17 protein-coding genes and 1 pseudogene are annotated in these 18,173 nt (G+C 63.0%); 8 read left to right on the top strand and 10 right to left on the bottom strand.

What is annotated here, in order from left to right; translation table 11 throughout:
- Positions 1–2: 2 nt before the first annotated feature.
- From ASF04_RS02305 to ASF04_RS02285, 5 genes are all read left to right on the top strand, one after another.
- Complete coding sequence (locus ASF04_RS02305) at positions 3–1,676, top strand: PAS domain-containing sensor histidine kinase (RefSeq protein WP_056137771.1); 1,674 nt, start codon at positions 3–5, stop codon at positions 1,674–1,676.
- 14 nt (positions 1,677–1,690) lie between these two features.
- Entirely contained in the window at positions 1,691–3,112 is a 1,422-nt protein-coding gene (locus ASF04_RS02300; protein WP_082488499.1) for a sigma-54 dependent transcriptional regulator, read from the top strand.
- The gene (gene ampD, locus ASF04_RS02295; protein WP_056137770.1) at positions 3,109–3,705 is read left to right on the top strand and encodes a 1,6-anhydro-N-acetylmuramyl-L-alanine amidase AmpD; all 597 of its coding nucleotides are present in this window, start codon (positions 3,109–3,111) and stop codon (positions 3,703–3,705) included. The genes ASF04_RS02300 and ampD overlap by 4 nt, the downstream gene beginning before the upstream one ends.
- 286 nt (positions 3,706–3,991) lie before the next feature.
- Positions 3,992–6,946 carry a ribonucleoside-diphosphate reductase subunit alpha gene (locus tag ASF04_RS02290; RefSeq protein ID WP_056137769.1) on the top strand — a complete coding sequence of 985 codons (2,955 nt, stop codon included), beginning with the start codon at positions 3,992–3,994 and terminating at the stop codon, positions 6,944–6,946.
- Between the two features lie 135 nt (positions 6,947–7,081).
- Positions 7,082–8,197, top strand: a complete 1,116-nt coding sequence (locus ASF04_RS02285; protein WP_056137768.1) for a ribonucleotide-diphosphate reductase subunit beta — start codon at positions 7,082–7,084, stop codon at positions 8,195–8,197.
- A gap of 63 nt (positions 8,198–8,260) precedes the next feature.
- Here the strand turns inward: ASF04_RS02285 and ASF04_RS02280 are convergent, their stop codons facing one another.
- Both ASF04_RS02280 and ASF04_RS02275 read right to left on the bottom strand, forming a co-directional pair.
- Positions 8,261–9,469, bottom strand: coding sequence for a type II toxin-antitoxin system HipA family toxin (locus ASF04_RS02280; RefSeq protein WP_229204885.1), 1,209 nt, complete (start codon positions 9,467–9,469; stop codon positions 8,261–8,263).
- Between the two features lie 14 nt (positions 9,470–9,483).
- Entirely contained in the window at positions 9,484–9,795 is a 312-nt protein-coding gene (locus ASF04_RS02275; protein ID WP_056137765.1) for a helix-turn-helix domain-containing protein, read from the bottom strand.
- Between the two features lie 96 nt (positions 9,796–9,891).
- Between ASF04_RS02275 and ASF04_RS27260 the strand changes: the two genes are divergently transcribed.
- A complete protein-coding gene (locus ASF04_RS27260) occupies positions 9,892–10,188 on the top strand; it encodes a hypothetical protein (RefSeq protein ID WP_156368506.1) in 297 nt (98 codons plus the stop codon).
- 644 nt (positions 10,189–10,832) lie between these two features.
- On the opposite strand, the gene ASF04_RS27885 is transcribed toward ASF04_RS27260, so the two are convergent.
- A complete protein-coding gene (locus ASF04_RS27885) occupies positions 10,833–11,774 on the bottom strand; it encodes a hypothetical protein (protein ID WP_200931056.1) in 942 nt (313 codons plus the stop codon).
- The gene (locus tag ASF04_RS27880; RefSeq protein WP_200931055.1) at positions 11,723–11,974 is read right to left on the bottom strand and encodes a hypothetical protein; all 252 of its coding nucleotides are present in this window, start codon (positions 11,972–11,974) and stop codon (positions 11,723–11,725) included. Before ASF04_RS27880 ends, ASF04_RS27885 begins: the two co-directional genes overlap by 52 nt.
- Before the next feature lie 20 nt (positions 11,975–11,994).
- Between ASF04_RS27880 and ASF04_RS27875 the strand changes: the two genes are divergently transcribed.
- The gene (locus ASF04_RS27875) at positions 11,995–12,150 is read left to right on the top strand and encodes a hypothetical protein (RefSeq protein ID WP_193333536.1); all 156 of its coding nucleotides are present in this window, start codon (positions 11,995–11,997) and stop codon (positions 12,148–12,150) included.
- Between the two features lie 75 nt (positions 12,151–12,225).
- Positions 12,226–12,759, top strand: coding sequence for a YggT family protein (locus tag ASF04_RS02265; RefSeq protein WP_229204884.1), 534 nt, complete (start codon positions 12,226–12,228; stop codon positions 12,757–12,759).
- Positions 12,760–12,825: 66 nt separating this feature from the next.
- Here the strand turns inward: ASF04_RS02265 and ASF04_RS02260 are convergent, their stop codons facing one another.
- The 6 genes and pseudogenes from ASF04_RS02260 to accB all read right to left on the bottom strand — a co-directional run bounded on the left by ASF04_RS02260 (position 12,826) and on the right by accB (position 18,123).
- Positions 12,826–13,764, bottom strand: a complete 939-nt coding sequence (locus ASF04_RS02260) for a carbohydrate kinase family protein (RefSeq protein ID WP_056137760.1) — start codon at positions 13,762–13,764, stop codon at positions 12,826–12,828.
- Positions 13,765–13,773: 9 nt separating this feature from the next.
- A complete protein-coding gene (locus ASF04_RS02255; RefSeq protein ID WP_056137758.1) occupies positions 13,774–15,111 on the bottom strand; it encodes a DUF3426 domain-containing protein in 1,338 nt (445 codons plus the stop codon).
- A gap of 3 nt (positions 15,112–15,114) precedes the next feature.
- Positions 15,115–15,216: pseudogene (locus tag ASF04_RS28650) on the bottom strand (MJ0042-type zinc finger domain-containing protein); the annotation flags it as partial.
- An 8-nt stretch (positions 15,217–15,224) separates the two neighbouring features.
- Complete coding sequence (gene prmA / locus ASF04_RS02250; protein WP_056137756.1) at positions 15,225–16,157, bottom strand: 50S ribosomal protein L11 methyltransferase; 933 nt, start codon at positions 16,155–16,157, stop codon at positions 15,225–15,227.
- Positions 16,154–17,539 (bottom strand): acetyl-CoA carboxylase biotin carboxylase subunit, encoded by a 1,386-nt coding sequence (gene accC / locus ASF04_RS02245; protein ID WP_019923128.1) that lies wholly within the window; start codon positions 17,537–17,539, stop codon positions 16,154–16,156. Before accC ends, prmA begins: the two co-directional genes overlap by 4 nt.
- Positions 17,540–17,658: 119 nt before the next feature.
- Complete coding sequence (gene accB, locus ASF04_RS02240; protein WP_056137753.1) at positions 17,659–18,123, bottom strand: acetyl-CoA carboxylase biotin carboxyl carrier protein; 465 nt, start codon at positions 18,121–18,123, stop codon at positions 17,659–17,661.
- Between the last annotated feature and the right edge of the window lie 50 nt (positions 18,124–18,173).

Here is an 18,173-nt window from a genome sequence, read left to right as displayed (position 1 = left end):
CCATGGAGCGCCTGCAAGCCACTCCGGCTTTGCCAGGCAACTCCCATCCCACGCGCGCGACGTTCTGGCGCTCGCTGCAAACCCTCAACGCCACCCGCATCGTCATCGCGGTGGTGCTGCTGGTTTACCTGAGCTTTGACGGTCGCGGCCTGCGGTCTTCCGGCCACTACCTGTATTTGTGGATCTGCCTGGCCTACCTGGTGCTGGCGATCGGCTTTGCCTTGACGGCGGTGTACTTGCAGCGCCGCTTCCTGGCGCAGGTGCTTACGCAAATCGCCTGCGACCTGGTCATCATCTCCCTGTTATATGTGGACGGCGGCGGCTTGCGCAGCGGCCTGGCCATCTTGTACCTGTTTCCGCTCGCCGGCACGGCCATCCTGGCGCCGCTGGTGCTGGCGCTGTTCTGCACCGCGCTGGTCGCGCTGTTCATGCTGGGCGTGGGCGTGATCCAGGTGCTGGAGATGGAGGGCGAACACGTGCTCTTGCAATCTGGCCTGTACGGCGCCGCGTATTTTGCCGCCGTGCTGGGGGTGAACCGCATGGCGGCGCGGCTGATCGGCCAGGAAGAACTGGCGATCCGGCGCGGCGTGGAGATCGGCGTGCAGCAGGCGGTCAACCGGCTGGTGATGGCCAACGTGGCCGACGGCGTGCTGGTGGTCGATGCCGATGGCCGCATCTGGGCCGGCAACCCGGCCGCGCAGCAGATGCTCGGTCTGACCGGACAGGACCTGTCGGCATCGGATGACCACGCGCCGCTGGCGCTGGCCTACGCCGAGTGGCGCGCGGATCCCGCGCTCGATACCGCCTTCATCACCCTGAAGCCGTATTTCAGCATCCGCCTCAAGGCGCGGTTTGCCGCCGTCGATCTCGGCGACGTCATCGCCGGTGGTCCCAACCTGGCGCGCAGCGTGATTTTTTTGCAGGAGGTGAGCGAGATCGAGGAACGCGCGCAGCAGCTCAAGCTGGCCTCGATGGGCCGGCTCACCGCCAGCATTGCGCACGAAGTGCGCAATCCGCTGTCGGCCATCGGCCACGCCACCGCGCTGCTCGAGGAAGACATCGCCGATCCCGGCCAGCGCCGCCTGCTGCGCATCGTCGGGGACAACGTCAAACGGGTCAACCGCATCGTCGAGGACATCCTGCAACTGTCGCGTAAATCCCACGTCCAGTACGAGCCGCTGGCGCTGGGCAGTTTCCTGGAAGAGATGCGCGACGAGTTCATCGAAACCCACAGCCTGGCCGAAGACCAGATTGCCGTGTCGGTTGCCCCCGGGACCACCGTGCATTTCGATCCGTTGCACCTGCGCGAGGTGATCGCCAACCTGGTTGGCAATGCCCTGCGCTACGCCAGCGGCGCGCCGGCGTCGGTGCGGCTGGACCTGGTGCGGCAGCCGAACTGGCTGGAATTGCACGTGCAGGATGACGGTCCTGGCATCAGCGGTGAGGTGCGCGCGCATCTGTTTGAACCGTTTTACACCACATCGAGCAAAGGAACCGGGCTGGGGCTGTATCTGGCGCGTGAAATGTGTTTGAATAATGAAGCGCGGCTCGATTATGAATACCGCTTCGATAGTGTTGGTATCGACGAGGGTATCGAAAACAGCCACGACAGTCATCGCGTCGATCGCCGGTCCGGCGGCCGCTTTGTCATCACTTTCGCACCACCGCAAAAGTAATCGAAAGGCTGTCCATGAGCGTGAGGTCCCCCCGCGTGCTCGTCGTCGATGATGAAGCCGACCTGCGCGAACTGCTGGAGCTGACCCTGGTAAAAATGGGGCTCGATGTCGACAGCGCCGCCACCGTGGCCGAGGCCCGCGCGCTGCTGGCCCGCCACCCCTATCAACTGGTACTGACCGACATGCGCCTGCCCGACGGCCTGGGGCTGGAACTGGTGCGCGACGTGGCCACCACATACAAGAACACGCCGATCGCGGTGGTCACCGCTTTCGGCAGTGCCGACAACGCGGTGGTCGCGCTCAAGGCCGGCGCGTTCGACTACATCGCCAAACCGGTCGCCCTCGACCAACTGCGCCTGCTGGTGCGCTCGGCGCTGCGGGTGCACGAGGCCGCGCCCGGTGTCCATAGTAATGGCCCGGCCGATGCCGAGGCGGTGGACGGCCGGCTCAAGGGCGGATCGGCCGTGATGGCGGCGCTGCGCGCGCAGATCGGCCGGCTGGCGCGGTCGATGGCGCCGATCGCCATCCACGGCGAATCGGGCAGCGGCAAGGAACTGGCGGCGCGCGAAATCCACGCCCGCAGCCCGCGTGCCGGCCAGCCTTTCATTGCGGTCAACTGCGGTGCGATCCCGGAGGCGCTGATGGAAGCCGAGTTTTTCGGCTACCGCAAGGGCGCCTTCACCGGCGCAGCCGACGACCGCGACGGCTTTTTCCAGGCCGCCAACGGCGGCACCCTGCTGCTCGACGAGGTGGCAGACCTGCCGCTGGCGATGCAGGTCAAGCTGCTGCGCGCGATCCAGGAGCGGCGCGTGCGCAAGATCGGCGCCACGTCGGAGGAGCCGGTCGATGTACGCCTGATCAGCGCCACCCACAAGAACCTGGCGCGCTGCGTGGAGCAGGGCGCCTTTCGCCAGGACCTGTTCTATCGCCTGAACGTGATCGAACTGGCAGTGCCGCCGCTGCGCGAACGCCAGGGCGACCTGCCGGCGCTGGCCGACGCCATCCTCGAACGCCTCGGTGGCGGCGGCCACAAGGCGGCGCTGGGGCCGGGCGTGCTCGAAGCGCTGGCCGGCTACCGCTTTCCCGGCAATGTGCGCGAACTGGAAAACATCCTCGAGCGCGCGCTGGCGTTTGCCAACGACGGCGTGATCGAGGTGGCTGACCTGGCGCTCAAGGCCGGGCAGGTGAGCCAGGGTGGCGATGGGGTGGCGGTGGCCGCGTCGTCTGCCGCGTCGTCTGCCATATCGTCGTCCGCGCCGGCCGACTTGCCGGCCAACCTGCCCGACTACCTGATCGCCATCGAGCGCGATATCATATTGCGGGCACTGGCGCAGACGCAATTCAACCGTACCCAGGCCGCGCAGCTGCTGGGCATCAGCTTTCGCCAGTTGCGCTATCAAATGCAGAAACTGAATATCCAGGAACCTGAAGCATGAAACCTGTAGTTGCCGTCGATGCCGACGGCTGGTGGCCGGCGGCGGCGCGCTATGACAGCCCGTTCATCGACGCGCGGCCCGATCCCGAAGACATCACCCTGCTGGTCATCCACAACATCGGTTTGCCGGGCGGGCGCTGTGGCGGTCCGCAGGTGTCGGACCTGTTCACCGGCCGCCTCGATTATAATGTTGACCCTTCGCTGGCAGACCTGCGCGATCTGCGGGTGTCGAGCCACTTCTTTATCCGGCGCGACGGCCGCGTGGTGCAGTACGCCCCGGCCGGCGCGCGCGCCTGGCATGCCGGCGTCTCGATGTTCGGCGGGCGGGTAAAATGTAATGATTTTTCGATCGGTATCGAGCTCGAAGGCAATGACCACACCCCGTTCGAGGCGGCGCAATATGCGGCGCTGGCGGACCTGACCGGGGCGTTGCTGGCGCGGTATCCGGTCACCGATATACAAGGACACGAACACGTCGCGCCGGGCCGCAAAACCGACCCCGGCGCGTTTTTTGACTGGAAAAAATATGCCGAGAGCAGTCCGTCGTTAGTACTTGCTAACCCCGGACTGCGCGTAGTGAAAGGCCTCCTGTAAAGTCAATTGAAAAATTGCCTTTACCGCTAAAAAATACCCTTGCACGGGTACTTTGCGCCTACTACAATCAGTGCATGGAATTCGTTTAAACACTAGATGTAGTAGTTCTCAAGGCACTGGTTCTTAACCTGTTGTAAGGCACAGGGCCAGGGCAACATCCATTTCAGCTCTATATTCCGCAACAATAAGCCAGCCTGGTTCGCCCGGCTGCATGCTTTATTTTTGCCATTTTATTTACAAACATACATCGCGCAGCACGGCTGCACGCTGTTACCGGGGAGCTTCAATGCAATCTACTCAAGACAACACCTTCAATCCAGCGCTGGTCCCAGCAGCCGCTGCGAGCGCCGCCAGCAGCCCGTCCACGGCCGCCAGCGACCTCGGTGACTACCGCATCATCCGCCGTAACGGCGCGGTCGTCGCGTTTGAACCGTCGAAAATCGCGATCGCCGTGACCAAGGCCTTCCTGGCCGTGAACGGTGGCCAGGGCGCCGCTTCGGCCCGCATTCGCGAATTGGTAGAGCAGCTCACCGCCAGCGTCGTGTCGGCCCTGGTGCGCCGCCAGCCTTCGGGCGGCACCTTCCACATCGAAGACGTGCAAGACCAGGTGGAACTGGCGCTGATGCGCTCGGGCGAGCATGACGTGGCCCGCGCCTACGTGCTGTACCGCGCCAAGCACATGGAAGAGCGCCGCCTGGCCAAGGAAGCCCAAGGTGGTGCCGCCGCCATCGCCGCGCCGCAAATCCACGTGGTGGAAAACGGCGAGCGCAAGCCGCTGGAAATGAGCCGCGTCACCAGCCTGATCAACGCCGCCTGCATCGGCCTGGAAAAGCACGTCGATGCCGACGCCATCCTGGCTGAAACCCTGAAAAACCTGTACGACGGCGTGCCGGTCGAAGAGCTGCACAAGTCCGCCATCCTGGCGGCGCGCGCGCTGATGGAAAAAGACCCGGCCTACTCGCAAGTGACGGCCCGCATCCTGCTGCACACCATCCGCAAGGAAGTCTTCGGCAAGGAAGTCGCGCAAGGCGCGGCCGCTGCCGAGTACATCACGTACTTCCCGCAATACATCGCCAACGGCATCAAGAACGAACTGCTCGACGCCAAGCTGGCCGAGTTCGACCTCGAGCGCCTGGCCAAGGCGCTGGTCGCCGACCGCGACCTGCAGTTCGGCTACATCGGCCTGCAAACCCTGTACGACCGCTACTTCCTGCACGTGCGCGACGTGCGCATCGAAATGCCGCAGGCGTTCTACATGCGCGTGGCCATGGGCCTGTCGCTCAACGAACAGGACCGCGAAGCGCGCGCCATCGAGTTCTACCAGCTGCTGTCGTCGTTCGACTTCATGTCGTCCACGCCCACGCTGTTCAACTCGGGCACGCTGCGCTCGCAGCTGTCGTCGTGCTACCTGACCACCGTATCGGATGACCTCGAAGGCATCTACGACGCCATCAAGGAAAACGCATTGCTGGCCAAGTTCGCCGGCGGCCTCGGTAACGACTGGACGCCAGTGCGGGCCCTGGGCGCCCACATCAAGGGCACCAACGGCAAGTCGCAAGGCGTGGTGCCGTTCCTCAAAGTGGTCAACGACACCGCCGTGGCGGTCAACCAGGGCGGCAAGCGCAAGGGCGCAGTCTGCGCCTACCTGGAAACCTGGCACATGGACATCGAAGAGTTCCTGGACCTGCGTAAAAACACCGGCGACGACCGCCGCCGCACCCACGACATGAACACGGCCAACTGGATTCCCGACCTGTTCATGAAGCGCGTGATGGAAAAAGGCGACTGGACCCTGTTCTCGCCGTCGGACACGCCTGACCTGCACGACCTGGTCGGCAAGGCCTTCGAAAAAGCGTACGTCGCGTACGAAGCCCGTGCTGCTGCCGGCGAGATCCGCGTATTCAAGAAAATCGCCGCGCTCGACCTGTGGCGCAAGATGCTGTCGATGCTGTTCGAAACCGGCCACCCATGGATCACGTTCAAAGACCCATGCAACATCCGTTCGCCGCAATCGCACGTGGGCATGGTCCACAGCTCCAACCTGTGCACCGAGATCACCCTGAACACCGGTCCTGACGAAATCGCCGTCTGCAACCTCGGTTCGGTCAACCTGCCGGCGCACATGAAAGAAGGCAAGCTCGATCACGTCAAGCTGCAGAAAACCGTGCGTACCGCGATGCGCATGCTCGACAACGTCATCGATATCAACTACTACGCCGTCGAAAAAGCACGCAACGCCAATATGCGTCACCGTCCGGTGGGCATGGGTGTGATGGGCTTCCAGGACTGCCTGCACATGATGCGCGTGCCTTTCGCCTCGCAAGAGTGCGTGAACTTCGCCGATACCTCGATGGAAGCGGTGTGCTACTACGCCTACCTGGCCTCGACCGAACTGGCCGAAGAGCGTGGCCACTATGCGTCGTACAAAGGTTCGCTGTGGGACCGTGGCATCCTGCCGCAAGACTCGATCAATCTGCTGGCTGAAGAGCGCGGCGGCTACCTCGAGCAGGACCTGTCGTCGGCCATGGACTGGACCCCGGTGCGCGAACGCATCGCCAAGTTCGGCATGCGCAACTCGAACTGCGTGGCGATCGCTCCGACCGCCACCATCTCGAACATCATCGGCGTGTCGGCCTGCATCGAGCCGACGTTCCAGAACCTGTACGTGAAATCGAACCTGTCGGGCGAGTTCACCGAGATCAACGGCTACCTGGTGCGCGACCTGAAGGCGCGCGACCTGTGGGACGAAGTCATGATCGCCGACCTGAAATACTTCGACGGCTCGCTGACCAAGATCGACCGCATCCCGGACGACCTGCGCGACATTTACGCTACCGCGTTTGAAGTCTCGCCGAGCTGGCTGGTGGAAGCGGCATCGCGTCGCCAGAAATGGATCGACCAGGCGCAGTCGCTGAACATCTACATGGCTGGCGCGTCGGGTAAAAAGCTGGACGAGACCTACAAACTGGCATGGCTGCGCGGCCTGAAAACCACGTACTACCTGCGCACCACCTCGGCCACCCATACCGAGAAATCGACCTCCAAGACCGGCGCCCTGAACGCCGTGGCAGTCGATGGCGGCATGTCGGCCAGCGCCAAGGCTGCGGCACCAGTCGCTCCGGTAGCTGCTGCTGCCCCGGTAGCTGCCGCAGCAGTTGCCGCATCCGCCGAGGAAGACGGCGAAGCCTGCTACCTGCGTCCTGGTGACGACGGTTTCGAGGAATGCGAAGCCTGCCAATAATCCGCCACGGTGCAGTGGGCGCGTTTTGAACACCGCCCGGCACCTTTAGCTTGAGCGCCGTCGTCCTCCCTTGCGGGGACGACGGCTTTGCCGTCCCGGGCTGCCGGGACCACATATATATAGAAGGAATCCATTATGTCGCTCTCCTGGGACGAAGACACCGCACCGGCTGCACCCGCCGCCATCAACCCTGCCGCGCTGGAAGGCGAGGGCACCACCGCCGAGCAAGTGGCGCGCCGCGTCAACGCCGACGACAAGCGCATCATCAACGGCAAAACCGACGTCAACCAGCTGGTACCGTTCAAGTACAAGTGGGCGTGGGACAAATACCTGGCAGGCTGCGCCAACCACTGGATGCCGCAGGAAGTGAACATGCAGCGCGATATCGAGCTGTGGAAGAACCCGAACGGCCTGACCGACGACGAGCGTCGCCTGGTCAAGCGCAACCTCGGCTTCTTTGTCACCGCCGACTCGCTGGCCGCCAACAACATCGTGCTGGGCACCTACCGCCACATCACCGCGCCAGAGTGCCGCCAGTACCTGCTGCGCCAGGCGTTCGAGGAAGCGATCCACACCCACGCCTACCAGTACATCGTGGAGTCGCTGGGCCTGGACGAAGCCGAAATCTTCAACGCCTACAACGAAGTCAAATCGATCCGCGACAAGGATGAATTCCTGATCCCGTTCATCGACACCCTGACCGACCCGGCCTTCACCACCGGCACCGTGGAAAACGACCAGAAACTGCTCAAGTCCCTGATCGTGTTCGCGTGCCTGATGGAAGGCCTGTTCTTCTACGTCGGCTTCACCCAGATCCTGGCGCTGGGCCGCCAGAACAAGATGATGGGCGCCGCCGAGCAGTACCAGTACATCCTGCGCGACGAATCGATGCACTGCAATTTCGGCATCGACCTGATCAACACCATCAAGATGGAAAATCCGCTGCTGTGGACTCCGGCCTTCAAGGAAGAGATCAAGCAGCTGTTCCTGCAGGCCGTGGACCTCGAATACGCGTACGCCGAAGACACCATGCCACGCGGCGTGCTCGGGCTGAACGCGACCATGTTCAAAGGCTACCTGCGCTTCATCGCCAACCGCCGCGCCACCCAGATCGGCCTCGAGACGCTGTTCGACCAGGAAGAAAATCCGTTCCCGTGGATGAGCGAGATGATCGACCTGAAAAAAGAACGCAATTTCTTCGAGACGCGCGTGATCGAATACCAGACCGGCGGCGCGCTGAACTGGGATTGATGGTTAGTCCGGATTTGATGGCTGGCTGAGGGGAGGGCAAAGAAATTTGCACTCCCTTTTTTCTTAGTGAAGCCGGTCACGGTTGGCCAGGATGGCGCGGGTGATGGCTTTCACTGTCGCGGCCCGGATGGGCGCATTGCGGGCCAGCTGTGCGAACAGGCCGGCCCGCGTCACCATCGCGGCGATGATATCGCGCGCCCGTCGTTCGGGCAGGGCGGCATCCGTGGCCAGGCGCAGCAGGTCGTCCAGCGCGGGCGCTGCGCCTTCGCCCATGACTGCCATCTGGTGTCCGCCGCCAGGCCCGGGGTGGAAGCCGATGTCGTAGCATGGCGATAGCTGGAAGCTGCCATCTCGCTCCATTCGATAGGAGAAATTTTTGGCGTGATCGTCGCGGTTATTAAACAGCACGTTGAACACGCAACGTTCGAACGCCGCCTCGACCTGGCGTTCGTCGCGGGTGACGAGCCGGGTAGCGCGCAGGAAGGTGCTGTAGTCGAGTGACGGCAGCCGGAAGTCGGCGTGCAGCAGGCCAGCGAGCGTATGCACCGGCACCCGCATCCCGGCGTACCGGTCGAAGCGCTGGACCCCGAACGCTGCCAGGCGTCGGTCCAGGTCGAAGTGACGGGTGGCCGGCATCGGCAAGCCACAGGCCCGCGCCAGTTCGGCATACACATGCTCGATTGCGCACACCTCCTTGTGTTCACCCTGCGCCGGGAACTTCACCATCCACGGCTGTCCCCAACCCGGATCGTCGCGGGTGGTGGCGGCGCCGCTGGCGGGATCGAGGCGCAGCAGCACCTTCGGGCGCGATCCATGCGGTGAGCCGCCCAGCATGCTCAGCTGTTTGAGCAGGACGTTATCCCTGCCCTGCAGGACCGTCTGCATTGCTTTCGCCATGTCGAGTAGCGAGAGATCGTCAGGCGACAGTTCCATCGGGTCGGGCGGCACATAACCGAGCGCGCCCATGCCCCGGTCGCCGATAAAGGCCAGGCGGTCGAGCGGCGAGATGTTATTGAGCGCGCGTCCCTGCTTGCGGAACAGACGGTCCATCAGCAGCATCCCCCAACCGTCAGGCAGAGAGTCGGCGATCAGGCCGGGCAAGTGGTGCTGGTGTGGCGGGAAACCGTGGAAGGCACCCGGCCGCAGCGGCAGGTGGCGCGGCGAGAGTTCGATGCCGCGATGGAGTGCGGCCGGCGAGTATTCGAACAGGATACCCAGACCGTTGTCGGCCAGCGTACCGAGGTGCCAGTCCTCGCCCCATCCCTTGTACATGACGGCGAGCCGCTTCATCTCGATGCCTTGCGCGGTGCGCGTTGGCGGTTGGCGCGTTCGGCCTTTTCCATGGCGGCGATAGACACCATCCGGATCAGGAAAATGTCACGCAACTCGTCGGACAGGCCGAGCGCGGCGACGACATGGATGAAGGATTCGAGTGTCGCCCTGCCGTGCTTTTCGAGGTTCTTGATGGTGCCTGCCGAGATGCCTGCGCGCTGCGCCAGTTCGATTTGCGACCATCCCTGCACCAGCCGGCGCGCGCGCAAACGTCGTCCCAACTCGACGCAAATCTCCGGCGTGGTCGCCAGCGTAAAGTCAAACATATTGCCTCCTATGCGGAAGACGAGCACCTAATGGATAAGATACTACTCCTTAAATGCGACGACACTTCACGCGTCCGATAGCAGTACCCGGTGCATATGCCGAGCATCCATAGCATCAGCGCGCAGGTCGTCCCGATGATCGATGCGGCGATTGCGTCGCATCGAAGCGCGCCAATGCCCGCAAGGGTTTTCGTCGCGGACGCCGATGTGCTTAACGCCGATTTACACGCTGCGAGCGCGCTGCGCGTGCCTCTCAAACGCAGTGCCCATGCGGTGCACCGCTGCTTTGTGCTTGCCATTCGCCGGACTGTGTCTCATAATCGCGACGAATTTGAAAACGGTATGTGGCGATGGCGCGCAAGCGATGCGCAAGCGCTTCCGGATCAGGAATAGGGTGGCGCGCGGCGCGTGCAGTGCGAGTCGGAATCGCAGACACCCAGGCGGAGACTGGTGCGCTTTAAAGCGATCAAGTTTTGCGCGGCGCGGCAGGCGCGCTTCCCGGACCGGTCGAGCGCACGCGACGCGGTGCGACGGCGCGGCGCGCTGGAAGCGCGGCGCAGCGCGTATGTGAAATGCCGAGCATATGAAGTAAAAAAGCCCGCGATTCGCTGCTGTGCTGGTTGCGCACCGATAAGGTTTTCGTGTACTTTACGAACATGAAAAAGCGTGTATGTAAACACTGACCGCGAGATGAAATACCGGGACATTGATTCACACCTATGCACAAGACCACACCGTTTTCGAACAGCCGTCTTGCCTGACCGGGTTCAGGCCGGGCGGTTTTTTGTTTGAATCGAAAGCGATGGTGGCTGCGACGAAGGTCATGGAGCTGAGGATACGCCCGACCTACCGCACACGTCGCAACAAGATTTTATGCTGTCCGCCGCGCCGGCCACGGACGGCGACCAGCTTGATGGCTGAAGCGCTGCACTCGTGAGGGGATGCAGCAGTTCAGCTAGTGCCGAATTCATTAGCGCAACCGACATCGTTTGCGCCGATGAATAATTCGCCTGGCCCAATCCGGGGTCGGACGGGTTTTAAATCTTGTATGTGAATTTTCCCATCCCCGATGAAGGAGAACTAGTTATGGCAACCGCCGCAAAAAAACCAGCAGCAAAAAAGCCGGCTACTAAAGCCGCCGCGACCACCACCACCACCGCAGCCAAAAAGCCTGTCGCCGCCAAAGCCGCAGCCGCCAAACCGGCAGCCAAAGCCGCCGCTAAACCAGTAGCGAAAAAAGCTGTCGCCGCCAAACCGGCAGTGAAAGCTGCACCGAAGGCAGCCGCCAAGCCAGCCGCAAAAGCAGCTCCTAAAGCAGCACCTAAGGCAGCACCTAAGGCAGCAGCCAAGCCGGCAGCGAAAGCCGCACCTAAGGCAGCAACCAAGGCAGCCGCCAAGCCAGTAGCGAAAAAAGCTGTCGCCGCTAAACCGGCAGCGAAAGCCGCTCCTAAAGCAGCCGCCAAGCCAGCAGCAAAAGCCGCTCCTAAAGCTGCAACTAAGGCCGCCGCCAAGCCGGTAGCGAAAAAGGCCACCGCCAAGCCAGCCGCGAAAGCCGCTCCTAAAGCAGCAGCCAAGGCAGCTCCTAAAGCCGCAGCCAAAGCAGCTCCTAAAGCCGCAGCCAAAGCAGCACCTAAAGCCGCAGCCAAAGCAGCTCCTAAAGCCGCCGCCAAGCCAGCAGCGAAAGCAGCACCGAAGGCAGCCGCCAAGCCAGCAGCCAAAGCAGCTCCTAAAGCAGCAGCCAAAGCAGCACCTAAAGCAGCACCTAAAGCCGCAGCCAAGGCCGCTCCTAAAGCAGCAGCGAAACCAGCCGCCAAAGCCGCACCTAAAGCAGCTGCAAAACCAGCCGCCGCCAAACCAGCAGCCAAAAAAGCTGTCGCCGCCAAACCAGCAGTAAAAGCAGCAGCCAAACCGGCTGCAAAGGCCGCGGCTAAGCCAGCAGCAAAAAAGCCGGTTGAGGCTGCAGCGAAACCAGCTGCCAAGCCTGCCGCAAAAGCTGCCGCCAAGCCAGCTGCAGCGAAACCTGCTGCTGCCAAACCAGCAGCCGCAAAACCTGTAGCAGCAAAACCAGCCGCCAAGAAAGCCGCCGCCAAACCGGCAGCCGCCCCGGCGCCTGTCGCTGCCGCTCCAGCGCCAGCAGCCGCACCGGTAGCAGCAGCGCCGGCAGCAGTAGCAGCGGCACCAGCCGCCGCTGCACCAGCAGTGAAAAAAGCAGCAGCGCCTAAAAAGCCTGCCGCGCCGAAGGAAGCTGCTGTCAAGCCAGCAGCCGCTCCGGCCGCTACGCCTGCACCTGCCGCCAAAACCGTGCTGGCACCAGCTGCCGCATGGCCGTTCCCAACCAGCACCCGTCCTTCGTAATCGAAGGCTTCTGCTGAGGCAATCGGGCCGCTGTGTGAGACAATCACACAGCGGCTTTTTTATTGGAGGGACTCCGTGCTTGTAACAATACTGAAGTTGATTGTCGATGCCATTGCGGTTCTGCTCGGTTCGGCATTACTGCTGCGTTTCTGGATGCAGGCGATCCGCGTGCGGCCACCGGCCCAGGTGGCGCAATTCACGTTCCAGTTGTCGGACTGGCTGGTGCGCCCGCTGCGGCGCGTGGTGCCGGGCATGGGCGGCTACGACTGGGCCAGCCTGATCGGCGCCTTCCTGATCGTGCTGCTGGCCACCTGCGTGTTCTTCCTCGCGGGCTGGAGTGTGCAACTGGTCTTGCTGGTGGCGTTCGAGCGCTTCCTGTCGTGGATACTGTATGGCTTCATGGCGCTGCTGGTGATCGAGGTCATCTTTAGCTGGATCAACCCGCATGCGCCGCTGGCGCCGTTCATCCGGGCGCTCAACGAGCCGCTGCTGCGTCCGATCCGCAAGGTGGTGCCGCTGATCGGTAATCTCGATTTGTCGGTGCTGGTGGCGCTGATATTGCTCCAGATCGCGCAGTTGCTGTTGGGACTGGCCTTCAACGGCCGCTGACCCGACAGCACGCAAAAAAGCCCGCGCCGGTTATTCACCGGCGCGGGCTTTTTTACGGCTGCAGGATTAGTAGCGGTAACCGAACGCGGCTTCGAACTTGTCGGCGATCTCGGCTGCCGTCAGGCGGTGGTTTTGCGCACCCTTGCTAGCGATCTTGATCGCGCCCAGCAGGCTGGCCAGGCGGCCCGTGGTTTCCCATTTCCAGCCGTTGGTGATGCCGAACAGCAGGCCGGCGCGGTAGGCGTCGCCGCAGCCGGTCGGGTCCAGCACTTCGGTGGCAGGCACGGCCGGGATGTCGATGCGCTCGCCACGGGTGTAAATTTCCGAACCCTGCTCGCCACGGGTGATGATCAGCGCTTCCACGCGGCTGGCGATGTCGGTCACGCTCAAGCCGGTGCGCTCCGTCAGCAGCTCGATTTCGTAATCGTTGGTGGTGACGTAGGTGGCCTGGTCGATGAAGGTGGTCAGTTCTTCGCCGTTGAACATCGGCAGTTGCTGCCCCGGATCGAAGATAAACGGGATTTCCAGCTTGACCAGGTCGGCCGCGTGCTTTTGCATGCCCAGGTGGCCGTCCGGCGAGATGATGGCTAGCGCGGCAGGGCCGGCCCTGGCGATATCGTTCTCGTGCGCATAGGACATGGCGCCCGGGTGGAAGGCGTTGATCTGGTTGCCGTCCTGGTCGGCCGTGACGAAGCACTGGGCGTTGTAGGCATCTTCCTTGATCAGGATGTTGTCCGACGGGATGCCGAGCTTGGCCAGGCGGGCAATATAGGCCGCGTTGTCCTGGCCCATCACGCCGACGATGCGCGGATCGCCGCCCAGCATCTTGAGGTTGTAGGCGATGTTGCCGGAGCAGCCGCCGAATTCGGTGCGCATGGTTGGCGCCAGGAACGACACGTTCACTTTATGGAGCTGGTCGGCCAGCAGGATGCTGTCGAAGCGGCCCGGGAACTGCAGGATGGTGTCGATCGCGAGCGAGCCGCAAATCAAGGAGGTCTGGGTCATGATGGTTCTTTATGGATAAAAGACTGCGATGTGATAGCCCGATGCCCTGGGCTGTTTCAATTCAAAGTAGAGTTTGACAGGTTGTTCGCTGCGTGCGGGAAACCCTTGGGCGATCTCGACTTCGGGATCGAGATAATCGCGCGGCGCGAGGACGCGGCGCAACATGGTCTTGTCGTTGGCATCGTCCAGCACCAGTTCGATGTGCGGCCAGGCCTGGGCGCTGCCGCTGCTGTTCTTGAGCGACGTGGAGAACGAAAACGTGTTGTCGCTCAGGGTTTGCAGCTCGCCCTGTTCGATGGCCAGCTCGTCGATCTGCGACGGCAGTTCGACCTTGCAGCCGAGCGGTTTGCAGGCGGCCACCAGCGCCGGCTTGAGCGACGGCATGGCCGCTGCCAGCGGGTTGCGGAAGGTGGTCAGTCCCTGCGCCACCAGTGCGCCGAGCATCAGTACGATGCCCAGGCACAGGGCGATGGTGGTGGCGCGGCCATAGCGCTCGCGGTGGCGTTCGCGCTTGACGAAGCCGGGTTCGTCGTCTGCAGGCTCTGCAATTGCCTCTGCCGGGGTCTTTGCCTCAGGTTCCAGCGTGTGGTGGTCCACCGCGGACTCGGCCACCAGTGTTTCAGTGCTGTGGAATTCCGGCTCGTAATAGCGGTCTGCGGGCGGGGCGGAGACGGTGCGCAGCAGCGTATGGCTGGGCGGAATATCGTCTTGCGCCTGGGCGGCAAGACCGCCATGGGACAGTTGCAGCAGCGCTTGCTCGTCTTCTTCGTCGAGTTCGTCAGGACGCGGGGAAAAGTCGAGCGTGGGTTCACGGCGCTCGTCGCTGCGTGCCGGTTTGACTTCCCGGATGGCTTGCACCGCCGGCGCCGGTTGCGCGGCCGCCATGCGCGCGTCCAGCGCGGCCAGCTCCACCTCGATCGCCGCTTGCAACTCTTCCTCGGACAGCGTGTCGCCGCTGATCAGGTCTTGCGCGGTTGGTTCGGGGAGGGGGGCTGGCTCGGGGTCAGCCAGTACAGCAGGCTCCGGCAGCGGCTCGGGCTCAGGCTTGGTGAGCGATACCGGCGCCGCTGGCGGCGCCGGCGGCCGGACACGCCACTGTGCGGACAATGGCTGCGGCGCAGGTTCGGCCGCCGAAGTCCCGGCCTCATCATCGAAATCCAGGCTGAGCGCCGCCACCGAGTCCGGCAGATTAACTTCTTCCATCATCGGCAGCGGCGGCGGGATAGCGTCGTCGAGGCCGTCGAAATCGAGATCGAACTCGCTTGGTTCGGCGGCCGGCACAATGGCGGTAGGAGTAGCGGCAGGCGGCGCCAGCGGCTCCAGCAACGCCGCATTACCATCAAACACCTGGTTGCAGGAGCCACAGCGCACTATGCCCCCACGTAATTTCAGCTGGTCATGAGCGACCCGAAATATCGTGTTGCAGTGGGGGCATTTGGTGGCAAGCGCCATGGGTGTGATTAGCGCGCGGCGGGAACCACGTCACTGCCGAGGCGACCGTGCAGGGCGACCCAGCCATCCTGTTCGGCCCATACGCCGAGCTTGATGAACGGTGCGTAAGCGGCAGCCACTTCCTCGGCCTGGCGCGCCAGCACGCCCGACAGGATCAGTGCGCCACCGGGCGCGACGCGGCCCGACAACATCGGCGCCATCAATTTCAATGGGCTCGACAGGATATTCGCCACCACGATGTCGAACTTCTGCTCGGCATGCGCTGACTGGGCAAAGGTATCGGGCAGGAAGTATTCGATCTCGCAATGGTTGCGCTGGGCATTGTCGGCGGCCGATTCGATCGCTTGCGGATCGATGTCCACACCCACGACTTCGCCAGCGCCGACCTTCTTGGCCACCATGGCCAGGATGCCGGAACCGCAGCCGTAGTCGAGCACGGTCTTGCCGGGCGCCGGATGGGCTTCCAGCCATTCCATGCACAAGCGTGTGGTCGGATGGCTGCCGGTACCGAACGCCAGGCCCGGATCGAGTTCCAGGATCAGCGCGTCAGGATCCGGCGCTTCGTGCCAGCTCGGCACGACCCAGATGTTCTTGCCGATGTGAATCGGCGCGAACTGCGATTGCGTCAGGCGCACCCAGTCCTGCTCTTCCACCTTGCGGGTGGTGAACTTGGGCAGCTTGGCCAGGCCGGCTTGGCCGGCGGCAGCAGCCACGATCACCGCCTGGTCGTCGGCTTCGTCGGTCAGGGCCACCACGCGGCTGTGGTCCCAGGCCGCTTCGGTCGGCTCCATGCCCGGCTCGCCGAACAGCGGACGCTCGGCATCGGTGCCTTCATCGGCGTCCTCGACGGAGACCGACAGCGCGCCCACGTCCATCAGTGCTTCGGACAGGGCTTCGGCGTGTTCGCGCGCGATTTCGATGACGATTTCGGTCCAGCTCATTGTGGTGCTTTCGGGTTCAGGCTCAGTTTATTGAGTTCCGGCATGTCGGCCAGCTTGTGCTCGAGGTAGTGAATATTGGTGCCGCCTTCGATGAAACGGGCGTCGATCATCAGCTCGCGGTGCAGCGGGATGTTGGTGGAAATACCCTCAACGACCATTTCGGACAGCGCGATCTGCATGCGGCGGATGGCCTGCTCGCGGGTGGCGCCGTACGAAATGACCTTGCCGATCATCGAATCGTAATGCGGCGGCACGTAGTAGCCAGCGTACGCGTGCGAATCGACGCGGATGCCGGGACCTCCCGGCACGTGCCACGACGTAATGCGGCCCGGCGACGGCGTGAACTTGAACGCGTCCTCGGCATTGATACGGCACTCGATGGCGTGGCCCGAGAGCATGACGTCGCGCTGGCGGAAGCGCAGCTTCTCGCCGCAGGCGATGCGGATCTGCTCCTGCACGATGTCGATGCCGGTGATCATTTCGGTAACCGGGTGTTCGACCTGCACGCGGGTGTTCATCTCGATGAAGTAGAACTCGCCGTTTTCATACAGGAACTCGAAGGTGCCGGCGCCACGGTAGCCGATCTTGCGGCAGGCTTCGGCGCAGCGGTCGCCGATCTTTTCGATCAGCTTGCGCGGGATGCCCGGCGCCGGTGCTTCTTCGATCACCTTCTGGTGGCGGCGCTGCATCGAGCAGTCGCGTTCGCCCAGCCAGACGGCGTTTTTGTGTTCGTCGGCAAGGATCTGGATTTCCACGTGGCGCGGATTTTCCAGGTACTTTTCCATGTACACTTCCGGATTGCCAAAGGCGGTACCGGCTTCGGTCTTGGTCATGGCCACGGCATTGATCAGCGCCGCTTCGGTATGCACCACGCGCATGCCGCGACCGCCACCGCCACCGGCCGCCTTGATGATGACCGGGTAGCCGACCTTGCGGGCGATCTGCACGATCGCTTTCGGGTCGTCGGGCAGCGCGCCTTCCGAGCCGGGCACGCAGGGCACGCCGGCCTTGATCATGGTTTGCTTGGCCGACACCTTGTCGCCCATGATGCGGATCGATTCCGAACGCGGGCCGATGAACACGAAGCCCGATTTTTCCACGCGCTCGGCGAAGTCGGCGTTTTCCGACAGGAAGCCGTAGCCCGGGTGGATCGCTTCGGCGTCGGTCACTTCGGCCGCGCTGATGATGGCTGGCATGTTCAGGTAGCTGAGCGTCGAGGCGGCCGGGCCGATACATACCGACTCGTCGGCCAACTTGACGTACTTGGCGTCCTTGTCCGCTTCCGAGTGGACCACGACCGTCTTGATGCCCAGTTCGCGGCAAGCGCGCTGGATACGGAGGGCAATTTCGCCACGATTGGCAATGAGGATTTTTTCAAACATGGTAGGTTCGCGTATTTCTGTGATCACCGGCAGAGACCGGTAACATCAAGTAGGGAGGGGATGCGGAAGACGGCGCGCCCGTCACCGACTGTGCGGCGGGGCGGGCGCTGAAACTCGTCTTAGCCTATCACAAACAGCGGTTGGCCGAATTCGACCGGCTGGCCATTCTCGACCAGGATCTGGGTGATCGTGCCGGACTTGTCGGCATCGATTTCGTTGAGCAGCTTCATCGCTTCGATGATGCAGAGGGTTTCGCCTTCCTTGACGGTGGAACCCACTTCGACGAAAGCTGCCGAACCCGGCGCCGACGAACGGTAGAAGGTGCCGACCATCGGCGATTTGACGATGTGGCCGGTTGGCTCGGCGGCTACGGCAGGCGCGGCTGCGACAGCCGGGGCGGCGGCCGGCGCCGGTGCTGCATGGTACTGAGGAATGCCTTGCGGCTGCATCATCACCATCTGGTTTTGCGGCATGGCCGACGATTTGACGATGCGGACTTTGCTCTCGCCTTCGGTCACTTCGAGCTCTGCGATGTCGGATTCTGCGACCAAATCAATCAAGGTCTTCAGTTTGCGTAGATCCATGTAACCCCCAGGAATATCTTGTTTTTAAGTGATGACGGCAACGCCTTTTG

The sequence above is a fragment of the Duganella sp. Leaf61 genome (assembly GCF_001421905.1).
Classification (GTDB): domain Bacteria; phylum Pseudomonadota; class Gammaproteobacteria; order Burkholderiales; family Burkholderiaceae_D; genus Rugamonas; species Rugamonas zoogloeoides.
The sequence above is the reverse complement of the archived record's forward strand: the minus strand, read 5'-3'. Positions and strand labels throughout refer to the sequence as shown.

Bases quoted from the DNA above. Each gene is read 5' to 3' on its own strand.
- ASF04_RS02305 (WP_056137771.1), top strand. From the start codon at position 3: ATGGAGCGCCTGCAAGCCACTCCGGCTTTGCCAGGCAACTCCCATCCC.
- ASF04_RS02300 (WP_082488499.1), top strand. From the start codon at position 1,691: ATGAGCGTGAGGTCCCCCCGCGTGCTCGTCGTCGATGATGAAGCCGAC.
- ampD (WP_056137770.1), top strand. From the start codon at position 3,109: ATGAAACCTGTAGTTGCCGTCGATGCCGACGGCTGGTGGCCGGCGGCG.
- ASF04_RS02290 (WP_056137769.1), top strand. From the start codon at position 3,992: ATGCAATCTACTCAAGACAACACCTTCAATCCAGCGCTGGTCCCAGCA.
- ASF04_RS02285 (WP_056137768.1), top strand. From the start codon at position 7,082: ATGTCGCTCTCCTGGGACGAAGACACCGCACCGGCTGCACCCGCCGCC.
- ASF04_RS02280 (WP_229204885.1), bottom strand. From the start codon at position 9,469: ATGTACAAGGGATGGGGCGAGGACTGGCACCTCGGTACGCTGGCCGAC.
- ASF04_RS02275 (WP_056137765.1), bottom strand. From the start codon at position 9,795: ATGTTTGACTTTACGCTGGCGACCACGCCGGAGATTTGCGTCGAGTTG.
- ASF04_RS27260 (WP_156368506.1), top strand. From the start codon at position 9,892: ATGCCGAGCATCCATAGCATCAGCGCGCAGGTCGTCCCGATGATCGAT.
- ASF04_RS02260 (WP_056137760.1), bottom strand. From the start codon at position 13,764: ATGACCCAGACCTCCTTGATTTGCGGCTCGCTCGCGATCGACACCATC.
- prmA (WP_056137756.1), bottom strand. From the start codon at position 16,157: ATGAGCTGGACCGAAATCGTCATCGAAATCGCGCGCGAACACGCCGAA.
- accC (WP_019923128.1), bottom strand. From the start codon at position 17,539: ATGTTTGAAAAAATCCTCATTGCCAATCGTGGCGAAATTGCCCTCCGT.
- accB (WP_056137753.1), bottom strand. From the start codon at position 18,123: ATGGATCTACGCAAACTGAAGACCTTGATTGATTTGGTCGCAGAATCC.